Raw genomic sequence first — 21,278 nt, 5'->3', positions numbered from 1 at the left:
CACCTTGAAAAAAACATGAAACCACATTACATCGTGCTCGCCGCGCTGGCGGCCACCTCCCTGTTCGCACTGGCCAAGGACGAACCGGGCAAGCTGGCGGCGCCCTGGCTGCTGGCGGGCGAAACGCCGAAGCAGTACCAGATCGGCGTCGACTACACCGAGACCAGCAGCGGCAAGGGCGCCAAGTTCCTGCGCCACGCCGACGGCGACGGCGAGAGCTGGGCGACGCTGATGCAGGCCGTGTCGGCGGAGAATTATCGCGGCCAGCGGGTGCGTTTCCGCGCCCGCGTCAAGACGCGTGAGGTCGGCGGCTGGGCCGGCCTGTGGATGCGCGTCGACCGCCCCGGCGAACACAGCGCCGCGTTCTACAACAGCGAGGACCAGCCGATCAAGGGCAGCATCGACTGGCAGTGGCGCAGCGTGGTGCTGGACGTCGCCGCCGACGCCAAGGCGCTGTCGTTCGGCGTCACCGAGGCCGGCAAGGGCCAGGTCTGGATCGACGAGCTGACGCTGGAAGCGGTCGGCCAGGACGTTCCGCTCAACGTCCAGCGGCGCGTGAAAGCGCTGCCGGCGGCGCCCGTCCTGTGAGCATCGGCTGGTTCCAGCCGGGGCCGGCGCCGCACGACGCGCGCCAGGCGGTGGCGCGCCTGCTGGGCGTTTCCGTCCGCCAGGGACTGCTTGGCCTGACGCTGCTGCTGGCCGCCGCCGCGGCCGCGTACGCGGCGCGGGCGTATGCCTGGCTGGGCCTGTTCGGCATCTTGCTGCTGGCGCCGGCCCTGGCCAGCGTCGCCCTGCTGGGCGCGCACGCGCTGGCGCCGTTCAGCCGCCGATGGGGCTGGAGCTGGGCCATCCTGGGCGGCGCACTGGCGCTGGCCGGCGCGCTGGCGCAGCCGCTGTACGCCGGCTGGATGGCCGGCGCCGAACGGGTCGGCTTGAATCCGCTGCAAGTACTGGCCTGCACGCTCGGTTTTGGCGCGCTGGCGTTGGCGCTGCCGCTGCGCTACGCCCAGAGCCAGGCGGGCGCGCTGCGGCTGGCCGCGCTGGAGCAGGCCGCGCTGTCGGCGCAGCTGAAGGCGCTACAGGCGCAGGTTGAGCCGCATTTCCTCTACAACACGCTGGCCAACACGCGCTACCTGGCGCGCCACGATCCGGACAAGGCGGTGCGGATGCTGGACCACCTGATCGCCTACCTGCGCAGCGCCCTGCCCGACATGCGCACCGCCAGTTCCAGCCTGGGCCGCGAATTCGAGCTGGCCGAACACTACCTGGCGCTGATGGCGATCCGCTTCGGCGCGCGCCTGAGCGTGCGCGTGGACTGCCCGGCCGCGTTGCGCGACGCCGACCTACCGCCGTTGATGCTGATGTCGCTGGTGGAAAACGCCGTCCAGCACGGCGTCGAACCGCAGCCCGGCCCGGTCTGCGTCAGCGTCGCCGCCAGCGCCGTCGGCGGCCAGTTGCGCGTGCTGGTGCGCGACGACGGCGCCGGCATGCCGGCCAACGTGCTCGGCAGCGGGGTCGGCCTGCGCAACCTGCGCCAGCGGCTGGCCGCGCTGTTCGGCGCCGCCGCCGCCTTCGAACTGCGCATCGGCGCCGGCGGCGCCACCGAGGCGGAACTGCGCCTGCCGCTGCGCTTCGCCGCGCCGGCCGCCGCCGGGGGCGCCGCGGGTGAAGCCGCGGGTGAAGCCGCGGGTGAAGCCGATGCATGAGGCGGGCGGGCGGCGCCCGCGCATCCTCATCGCCGACGACGAGCCGCTGCTGCGCGCCGAATTGCGCGAATCGCTGCGGCAACTGTGGCCGGAGGCCGAGCTGGTGGCCGAGGCGGCCGACGGCTTCGAGGCGCTGCGCCTGGCAAGCGAATGGCAACCCGACGTCGCCTTCCTCGACATCCGCATGCCCGGCCTGAGCGGGCTGGAGGTGGCGCGCACCTTCGGCCTGCGCACCCACGTGGTGTTCGTCACGGCGCACCAGGAACACGCGCTGGCGGCGTTCGACGAAGGCGCGCTCGACTACGTGCTGAAACCGACCGACCCGGCCCGGCTGGCGCGCAGCGTGGCGCGCGTGCGCGAACGGCTGGGCACGCCGCCGCCGGACCTGGCGCGGCTGGCGCGGCGCCTGCAAGCGGCGGCGCCGGTAGCGGCGGCGCCGCAATGGCTGCAGGCGTCGGTCGGCAACACCATCCATTTCATCGACCTGAGCGACGTCATCTACTTTTGCGCCGAGGCGAAGTACACCCGCGTCGTCACCGACCAGACCGAGGCGCACATCCGCACCCCGCTCAAGGAGTTGGCCGAGATGCTGGCCGGGAGCGGCTTCTGGCAAATCCACCGCGGCTACGTGGTGGCGCTCAAGCGCATCGCGCTGGTGGCGCGCGACGCCGACGGCGCGCTGTGGCTGTCGCTGCGCGGGCACGCGGCCAGGCTGCCGGTCAGCCAGCGCTTCCAGCACCGCTTCAAAGGCATGTAGCGCGGCGGCCCGATGACGTGAGCGCGGCTGTTACAAATGCTTGCGATTGAAACGCGTCGCGCCCACACGCGGCCGTAGCCAGCTAGTATGCTGTTGCTTTCGCCCGTGTGGCTACTTTGCAAAGTAAAGGACAGATATGACTCCAGCATTCCCTACCCGTTCCCCATGGCTGGCCCGCGGCGCGCTGTGCGCCGCGTTGGCCACGCTGCTGGCCGCCGCGCCGTTTGCCGCCCAGGCCAACCCGCGCCACCACGGCGAGCGCGCCCAGGCGTGCCAAAGCTGCGGCACGGTGATCTCGACGCGCACCTACCAACAAGCCGGGAACGGCAGCGGCCTGGGCGTGGCCACCGGCGCCGTCGTCGGCGGCTTGCTGGGCAACCAGGTCGGCGGCGGCAACGGCCGCACCCTGGCGACGGTGGCCGGCGCGGTCGGCGGCGGCTATGCCGGCAACGCCATCGAAAAACGCGCGCGCGCCAGCACGATGACCCAGGTTCGGGTGCGGATGAGCAACGGTTCGGTGCGCAGCTTCACCGAGGCCGGCGCCAGCCGCCGCCATAACGGCCAGCACGTCAAGGTGGTCAACGGCGGCCTGACGGCACGCGGCTAAGCGCCGGGCGGATATTGCCGGGCTATCCACCCGCTCTGGCAACCGTCCCTGAGCTGCTTCGTTTGATGAGTTCCTACTTTAATTGAAGCGTTCCACCAGAAAATCCACAAAGCTGCGCAGCTTGGGCGAGCGATACCGGTCCGGCAGGTAAACCACGCTCATCGGCCGGCTGGCGAGTTGATGCGTCGGAAACAGTTGCACCAGGCGCCCCGCCCGGACATCGGCCTCCAGCAAAATCGCCGGTTGCAGCACGATCCCCATGCCGTGCAATGCCGCCACGCGCAGCGCCTGCCCATGGTTCACCTGCAAGCGCCCCGAGACCGGGACGCGGCAGGCGCCGTCCTGGTCCTCCAGGCGCCAATGCGCGACGGCGGCCGGCGAGAACGACAGGCACTCGTGCTCGCTGAGGTCCTCCGGCTTGGCCGGCGCGCCCCTGCGCGCCAGGTACGCTGGCGAGGCGCAGATCATCAGCCGGTAAGGCGCCAACGACCTGGCGATCAGCGCCGAATCCGGCAACCGGCCGATGCGAATGGCCGCCTCGAAGCCCTCCTCCACGATATCCACCACGCGGTCGCACAAGGCGACCTCGACGTTGACCTGGGGATAGCGGTCGAGGTAATCCGACAACACCGGCATCAGCGCTTCGGTGCCGAAGGTGACGGGCGCGGTGATGCGCAGCTTGCCGGCGGGCGCCAATTGCAAGGTGTGCGCCTGGGCGTCGGTTTCCGCCACCAGCCTGAGGATTTCCTTGCAGCGCGTGTAATAGTCCTCGCCGAAGGCCGTCAGGTGCTGGCGCCGGGTGGTCCGGTTGAGCAGGCGCATGCCCAGGCGCTTCTCCAGCGTGCGCAGGTGGTTGCCCGCCATCGTCGCCGAGATCGCGCAAGCGGCGGCGGCGGCGCTGAGGCTGCCCTTTTCAACCGCCGACACGTAGACCTTCATGCTGTCGAGCAAATCCATTCAACACTCCCGATTTCAAATAGATCAAACAAAACGCCGTTTATCTCCTTATTATTTTAAATGAAACTGATGTCTTCCACCACCCCACAGAGAAGACCATGAAAGCCATCGAACTCACCGCCGCCTCCCTGAGCGCGTTTCGCCGCACCGAACTGCCCGAGCCGAAGGCCGCCCGCGGCGAAGTGCTGGTGCGCCTGCGCGCCGCCACGCTGAACTTCCTCGACGTGGCCATCGCCACCGGCCACTTCCCCGCCGCCGGCTTTCCGATGGTGCCGGTGGCCGACGGCGCCGGCGAAATCGCCGCGCTGGGCGAAGGCGTCAGCGGCTGGGCCATAGGCGACCGGGTGGTCCCGCACTTCATGCCGAACTGGCAGGGCGGCGCCATCACGCCGCGCAACGTGGCCGCGCTGCGCGGCGTCAACCTGCCGGGCTCGCTGGCCGAATACGCGGCCGTCCCCGCCACCAGCCTGGTCGCCCTGCCGGCCCACCTGGACTTCGTCCAAGGCGCGGCGCTGCCCATCGCCGCCACGACCGCCTGGAACGCCGTGCGCTCGGCGCCACTGCGCCCCGGCGCGGTGGTGCTGCTACTGGGGACGGGCGGCGTCAGCATCTTCGCCTTGCAGTTCGCCAAGGCGCATGGCGCGACGGTGATCCTGGCGTCGTCGTCCGACGACAAGCTGGAACGCGCGCGCCAGCTCGGCGCCGACCACCTGATCAACTACCGCGCCACGCCCGCCTGGGACGAGGAAGTGCTGAAGCTGACCGACGGCCGCGGCGCCGACCTGGTGGTGGAGACGGTGGGCGCGGCCAGCATCGCGCGCTCGCTCAACGCGGCGGCGGTGGGCGGCACCGTGTTCACGGTCGGCTTTGTCACCGGCACGGCGGCTCCGATCGACCTGCTGCCGGTGATCGTCAAAGCCCTGCGCATCGTCGGCAACAACACCGGCTCCGTGGCGGATTTGGCGGAGGCGGCCCGCGCCATTGCCGCCCACCGCATCGTGCCGGTCATCGACCGGATTTTCGACATCGACGACGCCGCCGCCGCGTATGCCGAATTGAGTGCCGGCGGACGCCACTTCGGCAAGCTCGCCATCGCGCATTGAGGCAGGCTGAACGGCCTCGTTCAGGCGCGTTTCAGTGACGGGAAAAAGCGCCAGCGAAGGTTGACCCCGAGGCTGGCGGCGACGATCAGCGCAAACCCGGCGACCTGCGTCGCGCCGACAATATGGTCGTAGACGAGGACGTCCAACACGACGGCGCTGGCCGGATAAACGAAGGTCAGCACCGCGATCGCCGCCGTTTCCATGCGCGGCGTCGCGCCGTAGATCAGGACGTAGGCGAGCGCCGTGGGGATCAACCCCAATCCAGCCAACCAGGCCCACTGCCCGGCGGCTATCCCACCGGCGGGAATGGTCACGAAGCCGGCCGTCAGCACGGCCGCGGTGACGCAGTGCGTCAATGCCGTCAGCGTGGGCGGCATGCCGCGGATGGAACGCGTCGTCAGCGTCACGCCGGCGTAAGCGACGGCGCCGGTGAGCGTGAAAGCGATGCCGATCAGATAGCCGGTACTCAGCGAGGTGTCCGGGCCGAGTCCGCAGGCCAACACCAGGCCGGCGAAACCGACGCCAACCCAGCCGTAGTTGTCCGCGCTGACGCGTTCCTTCAACAGCAGCGAGCCAAGAATCAGCACAAGAAAAGGCTGCACGTGGAACACGATGGTTGCCGCGGAAATGCCGACGCGGTGAATCGCCTCGAAGAACGTCACCCAGTTCACGCACATCAGGACGCCGCTAAACAGCGCCAATCCCAGGTTCTTCGCTGACACGTTCCTCCTCGTGAGCATGCCTTTGTACGCGCAGAACAACAACAGGATCGCCGCCCCGAAGGCGCAGCGGAAGAACACGGTCGTCACCGGGTCGAGTCCCGCCTCGTGGATGAAGACGCCCAGCGTGGCGAGCATCAGCATGGCCGCGGTGAAGGGTATGGAAGGATGGGACATGGCGCTACTCCGGTGAAGTGTTTCGCGCTATCATCGGGGACGCCCACGCATCAGACAAGATGATTTATCTCATGCAATTCATTCGATATTCGAAACCATGAACCGTCCCGAGCTGAACCTAAGCCAACTACGTACCTTTGTTGCCGCCGCTGAACACATGAGTTTTATTGCCGCGGCGGAGGCGGTGCACCGCTCCCAGGCGGCGGTGAGCATGCAGATCATGAAGCTCGAAGGCGCCGTCGGCCAGGCGCTCTTTTCGCGGCACACGCGGCGCATCGAACTGACGGTTGCCGGCGAGCGCCTGCTGCCGTACGCGCGCCAGATGCTGTATATGGAAGCGCAAGCGATGGCGGCGCTGCGCACCCAGGAGGTGGTCGGCCGGGTGGTGCTGGGCGCGCCGGACGACTACCTGTCATCGTTGCTGCCGCCGGTGCTGGAGCGCTTCGCCAAGCTGTTCGCCAATGTCGAGATCGAACTGGTCTGCCTGCAAAGCCTGCTCTTGAAACCCATGCTGCAAAAAGGACAGATCGACCTGGCGTTCGTCACCCGCGACGACGACCTGGACGGAGCCTTCATCCGACGCGAAAACATGGTGTGGGTGGGCTCGCCGCGACAGGCGATATGGAACAAGTCGCCGCTGCCGGTTGCGCTGTTCGAGAAGGGCTGCGTGGCGCGGGCGCACACGCTGACGGCGCTGGAGCAAAGTGGCAAGCCGTATTGCGCGACCTATAGCAGCCCCAGCCTGCTGGGCATCCTGGCGATGGTCGAGGCGGGGCTGGCGGTTGCGGCGCTGGCCGAATGCAGCGTTCCCGCGCATCTTGCGCGGCTTGGCCGGGCGGAAGGGCTGTTGCCGGTCGAACCGCTGGATATCGTGCTGGTCAAGGGACGCACCAACAGTTCGCCGGCGGTGGAGTGCCTGGCCGGCGAAATCATGGCCTCGTTGAGCCCGGTCACAATGTAATCAGCAGATCGTCAGGGGGCGGGCGAATGCGGATGAAAAAGAGTGTGCGCCTATCCCTGCCGTACAAGCTGTTTCAAAGAGGTGCCGATCGCCGAATTATAAAGCAAGCGCAACACCGGCCAGAACTCTTTGCCGATGTCGGCCCCTTCACCAAAGCCGGGAAAATGCGCCAGCAAGCCCATTGCATGGCCAATTTCATGAATCACGATATTGGTCGTGGCCGCGGCGGTGGCGCTGCCATAGTTCACATAGAAGCGCGCGGAAATCACGGAATTGCTCAGGCAAGCGCGCGGCCAGCCGCCATGCCCGTCAAGCATGCCGATCTTATTGTCGGAAACATTGCCCTTGTTATCCGCGAGGGTCTTGCCGGCGGGCTGAAACGCCGTGCCTTCGCTGAAGATAAGGCCGCTAACGATAGCCGCGTCATCCCTCGCCTGGATGGAAACCCGGTCGAACATCGTGCGGCCCAGCCGCCGGTTGATCTCGTTCAGCGCTTGTTCCACCATTGGGTCGCCGTTCAGCTTGACCGGGATCAGGCCCTGCCAGCGCTTGAGCTTGGCATCGCGAAATTGCGCGAAAAATGGATCGGCCACGTTGACATTGCTTTGAATTAAATATTCTAAGGTTTCACTCATGTGGCAATTTTAAAGGAAATGAGCATGGGCTCGGTGCGCGGTGTATCCGCTCGCGCATCACGATGCCGCCGCCGGCAAGGCGCGCTCGATTTTTTTCTTGCGCCGGGCGCTGTCGTTGATGATCTGATGCCGCTTGAAGTCGGTCATTTTCTTCCACGCCCGGGCTTCCTCAAGCGTGCGCGTGCAGCCGAGGCAAAAACCGGTGGGGCCGTCGAAGGCGCATAGCTCGATACACGGTGATTTCAGTGCCATCGTCCGCCCTTATTCCATAAAATCACAATAATACACTTGATACTACAGCCGGCTTGGAACGGTTATGCGCACGAAAGATCGATCCCGGACAGCGTCAGTCGTGCAGTATCCACCACCGGCAGATACCGCATTCTGGCGGATTACTTCGGCATCAGCACGTTGTCGATCACGTTGATCACACCATTCGACTGATATACATCGTAGGTGCTGATGTTGGCGGTATTGCCCGCTTCATCCATCACAGTGATGTTGTGCATACCGTTCATTTTGAAGGTAAGCTTGCCGCCGCTGACGGTGGCCAATTGCGCGCCGCCGGACTGCTTTTTAATGGCTGCGCTCAAGGCCATGAAGTCATATTTACCCGGCACAACGTGATAGGTCAGAATCTTGGTCAGCGTTGCTTTGCTTTCAGGCTTGACCAGCGTATCAACTGTCCCTGCCGGCAGCTTGGCAAATGCCGCATTGGTTGGCGCGAATACGGTGAATGGTCCTTTACCTTTCAGTGTCTCTACCAGGTCCGCTGCCTTAACCGCAGCAACCAGCGTGGTGTGGTCGGGCGAATTGATGGCGTTGTCGATGATATCCTTACTGGCCATCATCTTCTGGCCACCGACCATTACGTCGGCAAATGCCGCGTTCGACGTCAGAAGCACAGCGCTCAGCAACAGGGTAGTTTTAAGTAATTTCATGATATTCCTCTCGTTGTGTGTGGGTGACTTACCAAGCTTTATACGCAGTCACTCGCACATCGGATTCAGATCATTTGCAGACCGTATGAAGATTATGCGTATTCATACGCGCTACGCATTTCGACAGTGGCGACGAGGCTAGGCATGTCGGGACCGCCGGCGGCGCCGTGTCAAGAAAAAGCCCTAGAAGTCAGTGACTTATAGGGCATTTTTTACAAAATTTAGTGTACCGGGTCTCAGAACGGAATGTCGTCGTCCATGTCCGAGAAGTTCGGCGTTGGCTTCGCCGCCGGGCGCGGTGCCTGCGCTGGAGCCTGCTGCTGGCGCGGCGCCGGCGCCGGACGGCTGTTCTCGTAGGAACCGCCGCCGCCACCGGATTGCGGACGGCTGTTCTGGCTGTTGTCGTAGGAACCGCCGCCGTCGTCCATCGAATCGCCGCCGCCCATGCCCGAGCGTCCGCCCAGCATTTGCATCTGTTCGGCGACGATGTCGGTTGCGTACTTCTCGACGCCGTCCTTGTCGGTGTATTTGCGCGTTTGCAGGCGGCCTTCGACGTAGACCGACGAACCTTTTTTCAGGTACTGGCCGGCGATTTCAGCCAGGCGGCCGAAGAAGGAGATGCGGTGCCACTCGGTGGTTTCTTTTTGCTCGCCGGTGTTGCGGTCTTTTGACTTGTACGATGTCGCAACGGCAATGTTGGCGATGGCGTCACCGCTTGGCATGTAGCGGATTTCCGGATCGCGGCCCAAATTGCCGACGATGATGACTTTGTTGACTGATGCCATGAATAACTCCTGTTGAACTGCAGCGGGAGAGTACCGCGCGTTAGATTTTTTACTAGACGACGATTATAAGCCACTCACCCGTCCAAGGCGACACTTTTGCCACGCACCGGCGCCCTATGGCGGGCCGCTGCGGACGCCAAAAGTTTTTCTGTCGCGTCGGAAACAGCAACGATGAATACTGGTATTATATACAGTATTTAGCGCCCGTCTGGCATCTGCATCAAGCTTTGCCGGAGCGCGCCTCCGGCCCCCGTCGCGTCGCGGCAAGGCGTGCCGCGCAAAACCCGGCTATAGTATTAGGTTGACCCGTTTTGGCCCCGTTATCGCTGGTTTCGGCCCACGCCGGCTCGCCATACCTCATGAAAGCAAGGCACACAATAATGGAACAGATCCGCATCCGCGGCGCTCGCACGCACAATCTCAAGAACATCAACCTCGACCTGCCACGCAACAAGCTGATCGTGATCACCGGCCTGTCCGGTTCCGGCAAGTCCTCGCTGGCGTTCGACACGCTGTACGCCGAGGGCCAGCGTCGCTATGTTGAGTCTTTGTCTGCCTACGCGCGCCAATTCCTGCAATTGATGGAAAAGCCGGATGTCGATCTGATCGAGGGCCTGTCGCCGGCCATTTCGATCGAGCAAAAAGCCACGTCGCACAATCCGCGTTCTACCGTCGGCACCGTCACCGAGATCCACGATTACCTGCGCCTGCTGTACGCCCGCGTCGGCACGCCGTATTGCCCGGACCATCCGGAAAACGCGTTGGCGGCCCAGTCGGTGTCGCAAATGGTCGACGCCGTGCTGGCGATGCCGCAAGACACCAAGCTGATGATACTGGCGCCGGTCGTCGCCAACCGCAAGGGCGAGCACGTCGATTTGTTCGAGCAGATGCAGGCGCACGGCTTCGTGCGTTTCCGCGTTCAGAGCGGCACCCACGCCGCCAAGATCTACGAAATCGACGACTTGCCAAAGCTCAAGAAGACCGAAAAGCACACGATCGACGTCGTCATCGACCGGGTCAAGGTGAATCCCGAGATCAAGCAGCGCCTGGCCGAAAGTTTCGAAACCGCGCTGCGCCTGGCCGACGGCCGCGCCGTGGCCTACGAAATGGACAGCGCCAAGGAAACCGTGTTCTCGAACAAGTTCGCCTGCAACGCCTGCGGCTATTCCTTGCAAGAGCTGGAACCGCGCCTGTTCTCGTTCAACAACCCGATGGGCGCCTGCCCGGAATGCGACGGCCTGGGCCATATTGAATTCTTCGATCCGAAACGCATCGTCGCCTTCCCCAACCTGTCGCTGGCGTCCGGCGCCGTCAAGGGCTGGGACCGGCGCAACCAGTTTTATTTCCAGATGCTGTCGAACCTGGCGGCGTTTTACGAGTTCGAACTGGACATGCCGTTCGAGCAGCTGGCGCTGTCGGCGCAGCAAGTGGTGCTGTACGGTTCCGCCAAGCAGTCGATTCCGTTTGCCTATGTGAACGAGCGCGGCCGTACCGTCATCAAGGAACACACCTTCGAGGGCGTGGTCAACAATCTGTCGCGGCGCTACCGCGAAACCGATTCGATGGCGGTCAAGGAGGAGTTGGCCAAGTTCATCAACGAGAAGCAGTGTCCGTCCTGCCAGGGCGCGCGCCTGCGCGTCGAGGCGCGCTTCGTCAAGGTCGGCAACGGCGCCCAGGAGCGCGCGATTTACGAGGTGGCCGCCAAGCCGCTGCGCCAGACCCTGAAATTTTTCGAGGAACTGGTGTTGACCGGCTCCAAGAAGGAAATCGCCGACCGCGTCGTCAAGGAAATCATTTCGCGCCTGAAGTTCTTGAACAACGTCGGCCTCGACTACCTGTCGCTCGACCGCAGCGCCGACACGCTCTCCGGCGGCGAGGCGCAGCGCATCCGCCTGGCGTCGCAAATCGGCTCCGGCTTGACCGGCGTCATGTACGTGCTCGACGAGCCGTCGATCGGCCTGCACCAGCGCGACAACGACCGCCTGATCGAGACGCTCAAGCATTTGCGCGACATCGGCAACAGCGTGCTGGTGGTCGAGCACGACGAGGACGCCATCCGCACCGCCGACTATGTCGTCGACATGGGCCTGGGCGCCGGCGTGCACGGCGGCGAGATCATCGCCGAGGGCACGCTGGAGGATATCCTCAAGAACGAGCATTCGCTGACGGCCAAGTATCTGAACGGCACCTTGAAGATCGCCGTGCCGGCCAAGCGGCAGCCGTCGAACCCGGACAAGCAGCTGACGATCACCGGCGCCACCGGCAACAACCTGAAGAACGTCTCGCTGAGCCTGCCGGTCGGCCTGTTGACCTGCGTGACGGGCGTGTCCGGCTCGGGCAAGTCCTCGCTGGTCAACGACACGCTGTATCCGGCGCTGTCGCGCCACCTGTACGGTTCGCAGACGGAACCGGCGCCGCACGATTCGATCAGCGGCCTGGAACATTTCGACAAGGTCATCGCCGTCGACCAGGCGCCGATCGGGCGTACGCCGCGCTCCAACCCGGCCACCTACACCGGCCTGTTCACGCCGATCCGCGACCTGTTCGCGACGGTGCCGACGGCCAAGGAGCGCGGCTACAGCGCCGGCCGCTTCTCGTTCAACGTCAAGGGTGGCCGCTGCGAGGCTTGCCAGGGCGACGGCGTGATCAAGGTCGAGATGCACTTCTTGCCGGACGTCTACGTGCCGTGCGACGTCTGCCACGGCAAGCGCTACAACCGCGAGACGCTGGAGGTGCAGTACAAGGGCAAGAACATCACCGAGGTCTTGGCGATGACGGTGGAGGAAGCCCATGTCTTCTTCAAGCCGGTGCCGTTGATCGCGCGCAAGCTGCACACGCTGCTCGACGTCGGCCTCGGCTATATCCGCCTGGGCCAGAGCGCGACCACCTTGTCGGGCGGCGAGGCGCAGCGCGTCAAGCTGTCGCTGGAGCTGTCCAAGCGCGACACCGGCCGCACGCTGTATATCCTCGACGAGCCGACCACCGGCCTGCATTTCCACGACATCGACTTGCTGCTGAAGGTGATCCACCGCCTGCGCGACCAGGGCAACACGCTGGTTATCATCGAGCACAACCTGGACGTCATCAAGACGGCCGACTGGCTGGTCGACCTGGGTCCCGAGGGCGGTGCCGGCGGCGGCCAGATCATCGCCAGCGGCACGCCGGAGGATGTGGCGTTGAATCCGGCCAGCGTGACCGGACGCTACCTCGGACCGCTGCTGAACCAGGCCTGAGCGTGCGCGTTTTAGTGCTCGGCAATTCCGGCTCGGGAAAATCGCATTTTGCGCGCGCGCTGGCGGCCAGCCACGCCCTGGCGCATCTGGACCTCGACACCATCGTGTGGCAGCCGGCCGTGGCGCGCGCCGCCGGCGATGTCGCGCGCGAGGTGTTAAACCAATAGCGCAGCCCTGGGGGCAAACCTCGGCATCGCACTACAGCACCAGCCAGCCGGCTACCAGAGGCTGGCTTTTTTTCGCGCCGTGTTTCCAGCAGGAGATTGACCGGCGACAAATCCCCCCTCCACGACGAGTTCTAAGCTTAAGAGGCTGCTTCGAACCGGGGAGAAATCATGGACGCACAGTCTTACGCCGACAAGGCCGCGGCGATCGCCGCGCAACTGTATTGCCTCAAGGCGCCGATGACGGTCGACAGCCTGGCATTGCCGGAGCCGGCCTCGGGCGCGCCGGTATACCGCTTCACGGTGGTCGACGCGCCGGACGCGAACGGCAGGGCCTACACCGTCATGCTCGACCAGCGCGGCGAGGTGCTGGAACCCACGCCGCAGCTGCGGCGCCTGTTCGAGCGCGCCCGCGCCGTGTTGCACACGGGCGAAGCCGTCGCGCTGGCGCCGGTCGTGATCCAGCCGTCCAGCAATGTGCTGACGCTCAATCCCGGCCAGGTCGTCGATGAAACCATCACCGTCACCATCCCGAAAAGCGGCGGCGCGGTCAAGGCCGACGTGTATTTCCTGGCCGATACCACGGCGTCGATGGGCGGGATTTTGGCCGCCGTCCAGGCCGGCAGCGCCAACGTGCTGGCCGCCCTCAACGGGCTCGGCCTGGATCTGGTGTATGGCGTCGGCAACTACAAGGATTTCGCCTCCGGCGACCCGTACGGCTTCCAGCACCAGCTCGCCCCGACCAACGCCGCGGCGCCGGTGACGGCGGCGATCAACGCCTGGTCGGCCAGCGGCGGCGGCGACGGCCCCGAGTGCGCGCTGTTCGCGCTCGACAGCCTGGCCGAGGCGCCGGGCGGCGGCATCGGCTGGCGCGCCGGTAGCAAGCGCATCGTCGTCTGGTTCGGCGACGTGCCCAGCCACGACCCGATTTGCAGCGGGGTTTCCGGCGCGGCGACCGTCACCGAGGCCAGCGCCACCGCCAAGCTGGTGGCCGAGGGCATCGCCGTGCTGGCCATTTCCACCGCCAACCCGGGCCTGGACGGCGACCCCGCCGCCGGCGCCACCGACTACGTGGCGCAGTGCGGCCCGCCCGCCGGCACCCCCGGCCAAGCCACCCGCATCACCAACGCCACCGGCGGCGCGCTGGCCGTCGGCATCAACGCCGGCAGCATCGTCAACACCATCATCAAGCTGGTCACGGCGGCGGTCGGCACGATCCAGAACGTCAACCTGGTGCCGTCGGCGGGCGTGGCGCCGTTCGTCACCTCGATCACACCGGCCGGCGGCTACGGTCCGCTGACCGGCGACGGGGAGCACGTGCTGACCTTCCGCGTGCGCTTCACCGGCATCGCCTGCGGCGCCGAGGAACAGCTGGTCAACGGTAGCCTCGACGTGGTGGCCGACACCAAGGTAATCGCCAGCAAGACGGTGCAGATCACCGTGCCGGCCTGCGCCATCGTCTATTCGGTCAAGTTCATCTGCGGCGTGCAAGCGCAGTGCGGCTGCGACTGCGCGCCGGTGCAGCCGGGCGTGTACGCCACCGAAATCAACATCCACAACTATTCGCTCAAGCCGGTGGAGTTGCTCAAGCGCTTAGTGCCGCTGGTGCTGGCCGGCGCGGCCGCCGGGCGCGAGCCGCGCGTGGCAGCGCCGCGCGCCGAGGAACGCATGCGGCTGCCGGCCCAGGCCGCCACGATGGACGATTGCTGCCACATCATGGAGCTGCTGCTGGGAGCGGCGCCGTCGGCCGCCCCGCCGCTGACCATCGGTTTCCTGGAGATTACCGCCAGCGCCCCGGTCGCCATCACGGCGGTCTACACCAGCAGCGGCGCGCACCCCGGCGCCGGGGTGTCGATTCACGTCGAGCAGATCGAGGCGCGGCGCTAGGCGGCCGTCGCCGCCGCCGCCCACCAGTGAGCAGTTACGCAGTCATCGAGGAGGAAGCGCCATGTCGCACATCACCGGAACCATTCAAGTGCTGGGCGCCCCGCTCGTGGTCGGGCCGGGGCTGACGGTGTTCAATCCGCCGGCCTCGCCGGCGCCCGGCGGCACCAAGCTGCTGCTGCTGCATTTCCAAAACCTCGACTTCGAAGCGGGCGACCAGTTGCAGGTCAATCTGGGCTACGACGTCGACACCTTCACGGCCGCCGACGGTCCCGCGTTCTGGACCCGGCCGGTGAACGTCTACGCCTTTCCGGCCGGGGTGCAAATCACCTACATCCCGGCCGGGGCGCCGACCGGCAGCGTGCAGCTGGACCAGTACGGCCGCGGCGAACGCCACGCCGGCGAGCCCGGCCATCCAAGCTTTTCCAATTCCGACCCGTTCTACCAGGGAGCGGCGTTCGAGGAGCCGACCTACGATCCGTTCTGGTATTGCAGCGAGCCGCCGAACTGGGAAAACGCCGCCTGCGCCACCCCGGCGGCGGACGTGCGCGCGCGCGTCGCCCGCAGCGCCGGCATGATCCTGTCGGTGCACGGCGCGCACCTGTCGACCTGCTCGGTGACCTTGGTCGACGCCGACAAGATCATCACCGCCGGCCACTGCCACACGCCGGCCGAGGCGCTCAGCAGCTCGGTGACGTTCGACTACCGCAGCGAATGCGACGGCAGCCGCCCGGCCGGCTACAACCCGCTCTTCTACAAGGTCAAGGCGGTGCTGGCGCACCACTACGACGGCGTCGGCGACTTCAGCCTGCTGCAACTGGCCGAGGCGCCGCCGGGCGTGCCGGCGCTGCAGATGCGCCACGACCTGCCGGTGCCGGGCGAGCAGGTGTTCGGCGTGCACCAGCCCAACGGCGCCGTCAAGAAACTCTCGCTGCCGCACGCGCAGGGCTTTGCCACCGTGCTCGGCAGCGCGGCCGGCTCGATCACGGTGCCGACCAGCTTTGACGTCTCCGGCGGCAGTTCCGGCTCGGGCCTGTTCGACCTCGCCGGCCGCATCGCCGGGGTGCTGTCGAACGGCGCCCCGTGCCATGGCGGCCACCTCAGCTATTTTCCCACCGCCACCATCCTGCAGGCGATCGCCCCGGCGGCGCCGCCGCCGGTTACGCGCGACGTCATGCTGGTGTTCGACCGCTCGGGCAGCATGGCGCTCGACGATGGCGAAGGGCGCGCCAAGATCGAGGCCGCGCGCGACGCGCTGTCGCTGTTCGTGCAACTAATCAAGAGCGACGCCGGCAACCGCCTCGGCCTGGTCTCGTTCAGCAGCGCGGCCAGCGCCCCGCTCGACCTGGCGCTGAGCGCGGTGACGGACGCGGTGAAGAACGCGCTGGTCGGGCCACCGCCCTACATCGGCGGCAAGCTGCCGTCGCTGACGCCGGGCGGCAACACCTCGATCGGCGCCGGCCTGGAGGCGGCGCGCGCGCAGCTGGCGGCCGCGCCCGGCGCCAATCCGCGGACGATCCTGCTGATGACGGACGGCTTGCAAAACACGCCGCCGTCGATCGCCGACGTCGACGCCGGTCTGGCCGGCATCACCGTGCACGCGATCGGCTTCGGCGCCGAGTCCAGCCTGGACGGCGCCCTGCTCAGCGCACTGGCCGGGGCGCACGGCGGCCTGTACACGCGGGCCGGCGGCGGCCTGGCGCTGGAAAAATTCTACTCCGCCGCCTTCGGCAACATTTTTGAAACGGGCATCCTGATGGACCCGGAATTCGACCTGCCGTCCGAGCAAGACGCCGGCGCGCCGGTACCGTTCCGCGTCTGCGGCGAGGACGCCATCACCGCCGTGGCCGGCTGGGACAGCAACGCCGCCACGCTGTTGCTGGAGCTGACCACGCCCGGCGGCGCGGTGCTGACGCTGTCGACGCCCGGCGTGCAGGGCGACAGCGGCCGCACCTGGGCCTTCCTGCGCATCGCGTTGCCGATCGGCGGCGAGCGCGACGGGCTGTGGCACGTCAACGTGGCGCGCCCGCGCGACATTCCGATCCCCGTGGCGCGGGCGGAGGCGGGGCCGGCGCTGCGCTACTTCGTCAACGTCATTCCCAGCGGCGGGCCGCGCATCAGCCGCATGCCCGAGCGGGCGCGGCGCTACACCGGCGACGACATCAACCCCATCGTGCTGGTGCGCTACGACGACGGCGGCTGGCCGGAGAATATGCAGGCCAGCATGACCGTCACGCGCCCCGACACCGGCGTCGGCAACGTGCTCAGCCAGTCCGGGCTGGGCGCGCCCGGCGGCGCCGGCGGCGACCTGGTTCCGGCGCGCCAGGCGACCCTGCAGGCGCTGGAAAAAAACACCGGCAAACCGGTGGTGGCTTACGTCAAAACCGAGTTGACGCTGGCCGCCGACTCGCTCAACACCAACGGCGCCTTCGAGGAAACCGCCACCTTCGGCCGGCGCCTGGCGGACTTCCTTACGCTCGAAGGCAACTACACCTTCTACGCCAGGGCCACCTACGGCGACGACTGCAGCGGCATGCGCGAGTTGACCTGGTCGGTGCACGTCGACGTCGGCATCGACGGCGGCACCACCGACGCCAGCGTCACCGACCTGCCGCCGCGCCCGGACGGCGGCGCCTGCTACCGGATGCGCTTCACGCCGCGCGACAAATACCGCAACCTGCTGGGGCCGGGACGCGCCGACGGCTTCACCGTGCAGGGCCAGCCGGGCAGCACGCCGTCGGGGCCGGTCGCCGACCTCGGCGACGGCAGTTACGAGGTCGACGTCTGCACCGAGCCGGGTTCCCTGCAAGCGCCGCAGATCGGCCTGGCGCAGCCGGGCCGGCCGGCCGCCGTGGTCACGCCGCTCAACTTCAAGCTGTACGCCTACAGCGTGAAATTCCTGTGCGGCGAGCAACAGGAAAGCTGCTGCGAGTGCGCGCCGGTGCGGCCCGGGCGCTACTCGACCGAAATCAATATCCACAACTGGCACGGCAAGCCGGCGCCGCTGCTCAAGCGCGTCATTCCGCTGGTGCTGGCCGGGGCGGTGCTGGGGCGCGAGCCGCGCTTCCAGGCGCCCGTTACGCTGGAGGCGCTGCTGCTGCCGGCGCACAACGCGACGATGGACGACTGCTGCCGCCTGGCCACGCTGCTGCTGGGCGCGGCGCCGGCCGGCCCGCTGCCGCTGACGGTGGGGATACTGGAAATTATCAGCACCGTGGAGCTGAGCGTGACGGCGGTCTACACCGCCGGCGACGGCCACCACGCGCCGTCGATCGACGTGCAGCAGATTACGCCCAGGCCGCTCACGCTGACAGTCCCGGGGCCGTAAGCGACGGGCGAAAAAAAACGGCGCGTATCGAACGCGCCGTTTTTTTATTCCAAGCCGGCTTATTCAGCCAGGCGTTTCTCCAGTTCGGCCTTGGTGGCCACCAGCTCTTGCGGCAGGTGGTATTCCAGGCGCTCGAACAATTCGCTGTGCAACTTCAGCTCGTCCAGCCACGCCGCCTTGTCGATCGAGGTGATGGTGTCGAACTGCTCTTGCGTGAACGGCAGGCCGTCCCAGTTCAAGTCGCCGAACTGCGGCGTGGTGCCGAAGACGTTCTCGACGCCGCCGGCGCTGCCTTCAATGCGTTCCAGCATCCACTTCAGCACGCGCATGTTGTCGCCGAAACCAGGCCAGACGAACTTGCCGGCTTCGTCGGTGCGGAACCAGTTGACGCAGTAAATCTTCGGCAGCGCGGCCGGGTTGATCGCGCCGATCTTCTCGCCCATGTTGAGCCAGTGCTGGAAGTAGTCGCTCATGTTGTAGCCGATGAACGGCAGCATGGCGAACGGATCGCGGCGCACGACGCCCATCTGGCCGGCTGCGGCGGCGGTGGTTTCCGAACCCATCGTCGCGGCCATGTAGACGCCTTCGACCCAGTTGCGCGCCTCGGTCACCAGCGGCACGGTGGTGGAACGGCGGCCGCCGAAGATGAAGGCCGAGATCGGCACGCCTGCCGGATCGTCCCAGGCCGGGTCGATCACCGGGTTTTGCGTGGCGGCGACGGTGAAGCGGGCGTTCGGATGCGAGGCCTTGGTGCCGCCGGCCGGGGTCCAGTCCTTGCCCTGCCAGTCGATCAGGTGGGCCGGGGCTTCCTTGGTCAGGCCTTCCCACCAGACGTCGCCGTCGTCGGTCAGCGCGACGTTGGTGAAGATGGTGTTTTCATGCATCGACGCCATGCAGTTGGAATTGGTCTTGGTGTTGGTCCCCGGGGCCACGCCGAAGTAGCCCGCTTCCGGGTTGATCGCGTACAGGCGGCCGTCGGCGCCCGGCTTGATCCAGGCGATGTCGTCGCCGATGGTCGTCACTTTCCAGCCGTTGAAGCTGGCCGGCGGGATCAGCATGGCGAAGTTGGTCTTGCCGCAGGCCGAAGGGAAGGCCGCCGCGACGTAGTGCTTCTTGCCTTCCGGCGATTCGACGCCGAGGATCAGCATGTGCTCGGCCAGCCAGCCGGTGCCGCCGGCCTGGGCTTCCTGGTGCCCCATGTTCGAGGCGATGCGCAGCGCGAAGCATTTCTTGCCCAGCAGCGCGTTGCCGCCGTAGCCGGAGCCGTAGGACCAGATTTCGCGGGTTTCCGGGAAATGCACGATGTACTTGGTGGCGTTGCACGGCCATTTGACGTCCTTCTGGCCGGCCGCCAGCGGCGCGCCGACGCTGTGCACGCACGGCACGAAGGCGCCGTCGGTACCCAGCACGTCGTAGACCGCGCGGCCCATGCGCGTCATGATTTTCATGTTGACGGCGACGTAAGGCGAATCGGACAGTTCGACGCCGATGTGGGCGATCGGCGAGCCCAGCGGACCCATCGAGAACGGCACCACATACATCGTGCGGCCGACCATGCAAGCGTCGAACAGGTCGTTGAGGGTGCCGCGCATTTCGGTCGGCTCGGTCCAGTTGTTGGTCGGGCCGGCCTCTTCCTTGGTGGCCGAGCAGATGTAGGTGCGGTCTTCGACGCGGGCGACGTCGCTCGGGTCGGAGCAGGCCAGGTAGGAATTCGGACGCTTCGCGTCGTTCAGCCGCGTCATGGTGCCGCTGGCAACCATTTCGGCGCACAGGCGGTCGTATTCCTCTTGCGAACCATCGCACCAGTAGATACGGTCCGGTTTGGTCAGCGATGCAATTTCTGCAACCCAATTGATCAGTTGTTGTTGTTTAATGTAAGCTGGGACGTTGAGTGCTGCAACGCCACCCATGACGGGCTGATTCATAGTACCTCCAATGCCAATAAAGAAAACTTGTCGTGTTCCGGCACGGCAGGATCGTCGTCAGCCTGTGGCTTGCGCTGCGGCCGTTCGACATCGAACGGGAGTTGCGGTACGGCGGTCATGTCGATTGCGTCCTCGGGACGCACACCCCAATAATGTGATCGGGCTGGTGGAACGTATTGCGTGAACTCATACACTGCGAATTCTAAAAATTGTCGGCGATTGTACACCTGCCAATACCCGTTTTAAGCAAAAATGTAGTAGAAATGGTTGACTAATGTAGTAGGCTATTCAAAAATTTCCCAATACCGTTATTTCGCTACCAAATTCTATTTAAGATCGGCCAACTACGATGAAAATCGCGATTCTCGATGACTACCAGGATTGCATCCGCGATCTCGACAGCTTCAAATTGTTGGACGGGCACGACGTTAAAGTGTTCACCAATTCGATCCGCGGCATGGGCCAGCTGGCGATCCGGCTGGCGCCGTACGACGCGCTGGTGCTGATCCGCGAGCGCACCAGCCTGAACCGCGCGTTGCTGGCGAAGTTGCCGAATCTGCGGCTCGTTTCGCAGACCGGCAAGGTGGCCGGCCACATCGACGTGGCCGCCGCGACCGAGCTGGGCATCGCCATCGCCGAGGGCGTCGGCTCGCCCACCGCGCCGGCCGAACTGACCTGGGCGCTGATCATGGCGGCGCAGCGCAAGATCGTGCCCTACGCCAGCAATTTGAAGGACGGCTTGTGGCAGATGGTCTCGACCCACCAGCCGGCCAACACGCTGGGCACGGTGCTGAAGGGCCGCACGCTGGCGATCTGGGGCTACGGCAAGATCGGCCAGCTGATCGCCGGCTACGGCCGCGCCTTCGGCATGCCGGTCTTGGTATGGGGCAGCCAGGCCAGCCGCGACGCGGCGGTGGCGGCCGGCGACCGGGCGGCCGCGTCGCGCGAGGCGTTCTTCGAGCAAGCCGACGTGCTCAGCCTGCACCTGCGCCTGAACGACGCCACCCGGGCGCTGGTGACGGCCGACGACCTGGCGCGGATGAAGCCGGGCGCGCTGTTCGTCAACACCAGCCGCGCCGAACTGGTGGCGGACGGCGCGTTGGAGGCGGCGCTGCGCCTGGGCAAGCCGGGCGGCGCCGCGCTGGACGTGTTCAACACCGAACCGCTGGCGGCCGACTCGCCGCTGCTGCGCATGCCCAACGTGCTGGCCACGCCGCATCTGGGCTATGTCGAGAAGGACAGCTACGAGTTGTATTTTCAATACGCGTTGCAAAACGTCGCCGATTTCGCCAACGGCGCGTGCAGCCGCGTACTCAACCCCGGATACCAGGCGAACCGGCGCGGCTGACGCGCCGCCGGCCTCGTTTTACACCAACGGCACAGAGCCGGGGTCGGG

The 21,278-nt window shown here is 66.1% G+C and carries 19 protein-coding genes; 11 read left to right on the top strand and 8 right to left on the bottom strand.

Going from position 1 to position 21,278, the window contains the following annotated elements; translation table 11 throughout:
• The first annotated feature begins 15 nt into the window (after positions 1 to 15).
• From JANGC3_RS0120690 to JANGC3_RS34355, 4 genes are all read left to right on the top strand, one after another.
• A complete protein-coding gene (locus tag JANGC3_RS0120690; protein WP_017878402.1) occupies positions 16 to 588 on the top strand; it encodes a hypothetical protein in 573 nt (190 codons plus the stop codon).
• A complete protein-coding gene (locus JANGC3_RS30925; RefSeq protein ID WP_017878401.1) occupies positions 585 to 1,706 on the top strand; it encodes a sensor histidine kinase in 1,122 nt (373 codons plus the stop codon). Before JANGC3_RS0120690 ends, JANGC3_RS30925 begins: the two co-directional genes overlap by 4 nt.
• On the top strand, positions 1,699 to 2,463 hold the full coding sequence (locus JANGC3_RS0120680) for a LytR/AlgR family response regulator transcription factor (protein WP_026133272.1): 765 nt from the start codon (positions 1,699 to 1,701) through the stop codon (positions 2,461 to 2,463). The genes JANGC3_RS30925 and JANGC3_RS0120680 overlap by 8 nt, the downstream gene beginning before the upstream one ends.
• Before the next feature lie 136 nt (positions 2,464 to 2,599).
• Positions 2,600 to 3,070 carry a glycine zipper 2TM domain-containing protein gene (locus tag JANGC3_RS34355; RefSeq protein WP_081611929.1) on the top strand — a complete coding sequence of 157 codons (471 nt, stop codon included), beginning with the start codon at positions 2,600 to 2,602 and terminating at the stop codon, positions 3,068 to 3,070.
• 78 nt (positions 3,071 to 3,148) lie between these two features.
• On the opposite strand, the gene JANGC3_RS0120670 is transcribed toward JANGC3_RS34355, so the two are convergent.
• Positions 3,149 to 4,027 carry a LysR substrate-binding domain-containing protein gene (locus JANGC3_RS0120670; RefSeq protein WP_017878398.1) on the bottom strand — a complete coding sequence of 293 codons (879 nt, stop codon included), beginning with the start codon at positions 4,025 to 4,027 and terminating at the stop codon, positions 3,149 to 3,151.
• Positions 4,028 to 4,125: 98 nt separating this feature from the next.
• On the opposite strand from JANGC3_RS0120670, the gene JANGC3_RS0120665 reads away from it, so the two are divergent.
• Complete coding sequence (locus JANGC3_RS0120665; protein ID WP_017878397.1) at positions 4,126 to 5,130, top strand: zinc-dependent alcohol dehydrogenase family protein; 1,005 nt, start codon at positions 4,126 to 4,128, stop codon at positions 5,128 to 5,130.
• A gap of 20 nt (positions 5,131 to 5,150) precedes the next feature.
• On the opposite strand, the gene JANGC3_RS0120660 is transcribed toward JANGC3_RS0120665, so the two are convergent.
• A complete protein-coding gene (locus JANGC3_RS0120660; protein ID WP_051068335.1) occupies positions 5,151 to 6,026 on the bottom strand; it encodes a DMT family transporter in 876 nt (291 codons plus the stop codon).
• A 97-nt stretch (positions 6,027 to 6,123) separates the two neighbouring features.
• Here JANGC3_RS0120660 and JANGC3_RS0120655 point away from each other — a divergent pair, with 97 nt between their 5' ends.
• Positions 6,124 to 6,987, top strand: coding sequence for a LysR family transcriptional regulator (locus JANGC3_RS0120655; RefSeq protein ID WP_026133270.1), 864 nt, complete (start codon positions 6,124 to 6,126; stop codon positions 6,985 to 6,987).
• A 50-nt stretch (positions 6,988 to 7,037) separates the two neighbouring features.
• Here JANGC3_RS0120655 and JANGC3_RS0120650 read toward each other — a convergent pair whose 3' ends face one another.
• From JANGC3_RS0120650 to ssb, 4 genes are all read right to left on the bottom strand, one after another.
• Positions 7,038 to 7,622, bottom strand: coding sequence for a hypothetical protein (locus JANGC3_RS0120650; protein ID WP_017878394.1), 585 nt, complete (start codon positions 7,620 to 7,622; stop codon positions 7,038 to 7,040).
• Between the two features lie 57 nt (positions 7,623 to 7,679).
• Positions 7,680 to 7,874, bottom strand: a complete 195-nt coding sequence (locus JANGC3_RS0120645) for a DUF1289 domain-containing protein (RefSeq protein WP_017878393.1) — start codon at positions 7,872 to 7,874, stop codon at positions 7,680 to 7,682.
• Positions 7,875 to 8,014: 140 nt separating this feature from the next.
• Positions 8,015 to 8,563: a fasciclin domain-containing protein gene (locus JANGC3_RS0120640; RefSeq protein WP_026133268.1), complete on the bottom strand. Its 549-nt coding sequence runs from the start codon at positions 8,561 to 8,563 to the stop codon at positions 8,015 to 8,017.
• Between the two features lie 236 nt (positions 8,564 to 8,799).
• Entirely contained in the window at positions 8,800 to 9,348 is a 549-nt protein-coding gene (gene ssb / locus JANGC3_RS0120635) for a single-stranded DNA-binding protein (RefSeq protein WP_017878391.1), read from the bottom strand.
• Between the two features lie 380 nt (positions 9,349 to 9,728).
• Here ssb and uvrA point away from each other — a divergent pair, with 380 nt between their 5' ends.
• From uvrA to JANGC3_RS0120615, 4 genes are all read left to right on the top strand, one after another.
• Positions 9,729 to 12,581, top strand: coding sequence for an excinuclease ABC subunit UvrA (gene uvrA / locus JANGC3_RS0120630; RefSeq protein WP_017878390.1), 2,853 nt, complete (start codon positions 9,729 to 9,731; stop codon positions 12,579 to 12,581).
• Between the two features lie 2 nt (positions 12,582 to 12,583).
• Entirely contained in the window at positions 12,584 to 12,748 is a 165-nt protein-coding gene (locus JANGC3_RS31820) for a hypothetical protein (RefSeq protein ID WP_198292047.1), read from the top strand.
• Between the two features lie 168 nt (positions 12,749 to 12,916).
• Positions 12,917 to 14,632: a hypothetical protein gene (locus JANGC3_RS0120620; protein ID WP_017878388.1), complete on the top strand. Its 1,716-nt coding sequence runs from the start codon at positions 12,917 to 12,919 to the stop codon at positions 14,630 to 14,632.
• Positions 14,633 to 14,693: 61 nt separating this feature from the next.
• Entirely contained in the window at positions 14,694 to 17,957 is a 3,264-nt protein-coding gene (locus JANGC3_RS0120615; RefSeq protein WP_026133267.1) for a vWA domain-containing protein, read from the top strand.
• Positions 17,958 to 18,016: 59 nt separating this feature from the next.
• Here JANGC3_RS0120615 and JANGC3_RS0120610 read toward each other — a convergent pair whose 3' ends face one another.
• Together JANGC3_RS0120610 and JANGC3_RS34165 are read right to left on the bottom strand one after the other, a co-directional pair.
• Positions 18,017 to 19,882, bottom strand: coding sequence for a phosphoenolpyruvate carboxykinase (GTP) (locus JANGC3_RS0120610; RefSeq protein WP_026133266.1), 1,866 nt, complete (start codon positions 19,880 to 19,882; stop codon positions 18,017 to 18,019).
• A complete protein-coding gene (locus JANGC3_RS34165) occupies positions 19,879 to 20,001 on the bottom strand; it encodes a hypothetical protein (RefSeq protein ID WP_269746257.1) in 123 nt (40 codons plus the stop codon). Before JANGC3_RS34165 ends, JANGC3_RS0120610 begins: the two co-directional genes overlap by 4 nt.
• A 230-nt stretch (positions 20,002 to 20,231) precedes the next feature.
• Between JANGC3_RS34165 and JANGC3_RS0120600 the strand changes: the two genes are divergently transcribed.
• The gene (locus JANGC3_RS0120600) at positions 20,232 to 21,230 is read left to right on the top strand and encodes a D-2-hydroxyacid dehydrogenase family protein (RefSeq protein WP_017878385.1); all 999 of its coding nucleotides are present in this window, start codon (positions 20,232 to 20,234) and stop codon (positions 21,228 to 21,230) included.
• The last annotated feature ends 48 nt before the right edge of the window (positions 21,231 to 21,278 follow it).

The organism is Janthinobacterium sp. CG3 (genome assembly GCF_000344615.1).
Lineage (GTDB): Bacteria > Pseudomonadota > Gammaproteobacteria > Burkholderiales > Burkholderiaceae_D > Janthinobacterium.
The sequence above is the reverse complement of the archived record's forward strand: the minus strand, read 5'-3'. Positions and strand labels throughout refer to the sequence as shown.

What these genes read in the sequence shown, in the direction of transcription:
- JANGC3_RS0120690 (WP_017878402.1), top strand. Translation starts at nt 16, where the DNA reads ATGAAACCACATTACATCGTGCTCGCCGCGCTGGCGGCCACCTCCCTG.
- JANGC3_RS0120680 (WP_026133272.1), top strand. Translation starts at nt 1,699, where the DNA reads ATGCATGAGGCGGGCGGGCGGCGCCCGCGCATCCTCATCGCCGACGAC.
- JANGC3_RS34355 (WP_081611929.1), top strand. Translation starts at nt 2,600, where the DNA reads ATGACTCCAGCATTCCCTACCCGTTCCCCATGGCTGGCCCGCGGCGCG.
- JANGC3_RS0120670 (WP_017878398.1), bottom strand. Translation starts at nt 4,027, where the DNA reads ATGGATTTGCTCGACAGCATGAAGGTCTACGTGTCGGCGGTTGAAAAG.
- JANGC3_RS0120665 (WP_017878397.1), top strand. Translation starts at nt 4,126, where the DNA reads ATGAAAGCCATCGAACTCACCGCCGCCTCCCTGAGCGCGTTTCGCCGC.
- JANGC3_RS0120660 (WP_051068335.1), bottom strand. Translation starts at nt 6,026, where the DNA reads ATGTCCCATCCTTCCATACCCTTCACCGCGGCCATGCTGATGCTCGCC.
- JANGC3_RS0120655 (WP_026133270.1), top strand. Translation starts at nt 6,124, where the DNA reads ATGAACCGTCCCGAGCTGAACCTAAGCCAACTACGTACCTTTGTTGCC.
- JANGC3_RS0120650 (WP_017878394.1), bottom strand. Translation starts at nt 7,622, where the DNA reads ATGAGTGAAACCTTAGAATATTTAATTCAAAGCAATGTCAACGTGGCC.
- JANGC3_RS0120645 (WP_017878393.1), bottom strand. Translation starts at nt 7,874, where the DNA reads ATGGCACTGAAATCACCGTGTATCGAGCTATGCGCCTTCGACGGCCCC.
- JANGC3_RS0120640 (WP_026133268.1), bottom strand. Translation starts at nt 8,563, where the DNA reads ATGAAATTACTTAAAACTACCCTGTTGCTGAGCGCTGTGCTTCTGACG.
- ssb (WP_017878391.1), bottom strand. Translation starts at nt 9,348, where the DNA reads ATGGCATCAGTCAACAAAGTCATCATCGTCGGCAATTTGGGCCGCGAT.
- uvrA (WP_017878390.1), top strand. Translation starts at nt 9,729, where the DNA reads ATGGAACAGATCCGCATCCGCGGCGCTCGCACGCACAATCTCAAGAAC.
- JANGC3_RS0120620 (WP_017878388.1), top strand. Translation starts at nt 12,917, where the DNA reads ATGGACGCACAGTCTTACGCCGACAAGGCCGCGGCGATCGCCGCGCAA.
- JANGC3_RS0120615 (WP_026133267.1), top strand. Translation starts at nt 14,694, where the DNA reads ATGTCGCACATCACCGGAACCATTCAAGTGCTGGGCGCCCCGCTCGTG.
- JANGC3_RS0120610 (WP_026133266.1), bottom strand. Translation starts at nt 19,882, where the DNA reads ATGAATCAGCCCGTCATGGGTGGCGTTGCAGCACTCAACGTCCCAGCT.
- JANGC3_RS34165 (WP_269746257.1), bottom strand. Translation starts at nt 20,001, where the DNA reads ATGACCGCCGTACCGCAACTCCCGTTCGATGTCGAACGGCCGCAGCGC.
- JANGC3_RS0120600 (WP_017878385.1), top strand. Translation starts at nt 20,232, where the DNA reads ATGAAAATCGCGATTCTCGATGACTACCAGGATTGCATCCGCGATCTC.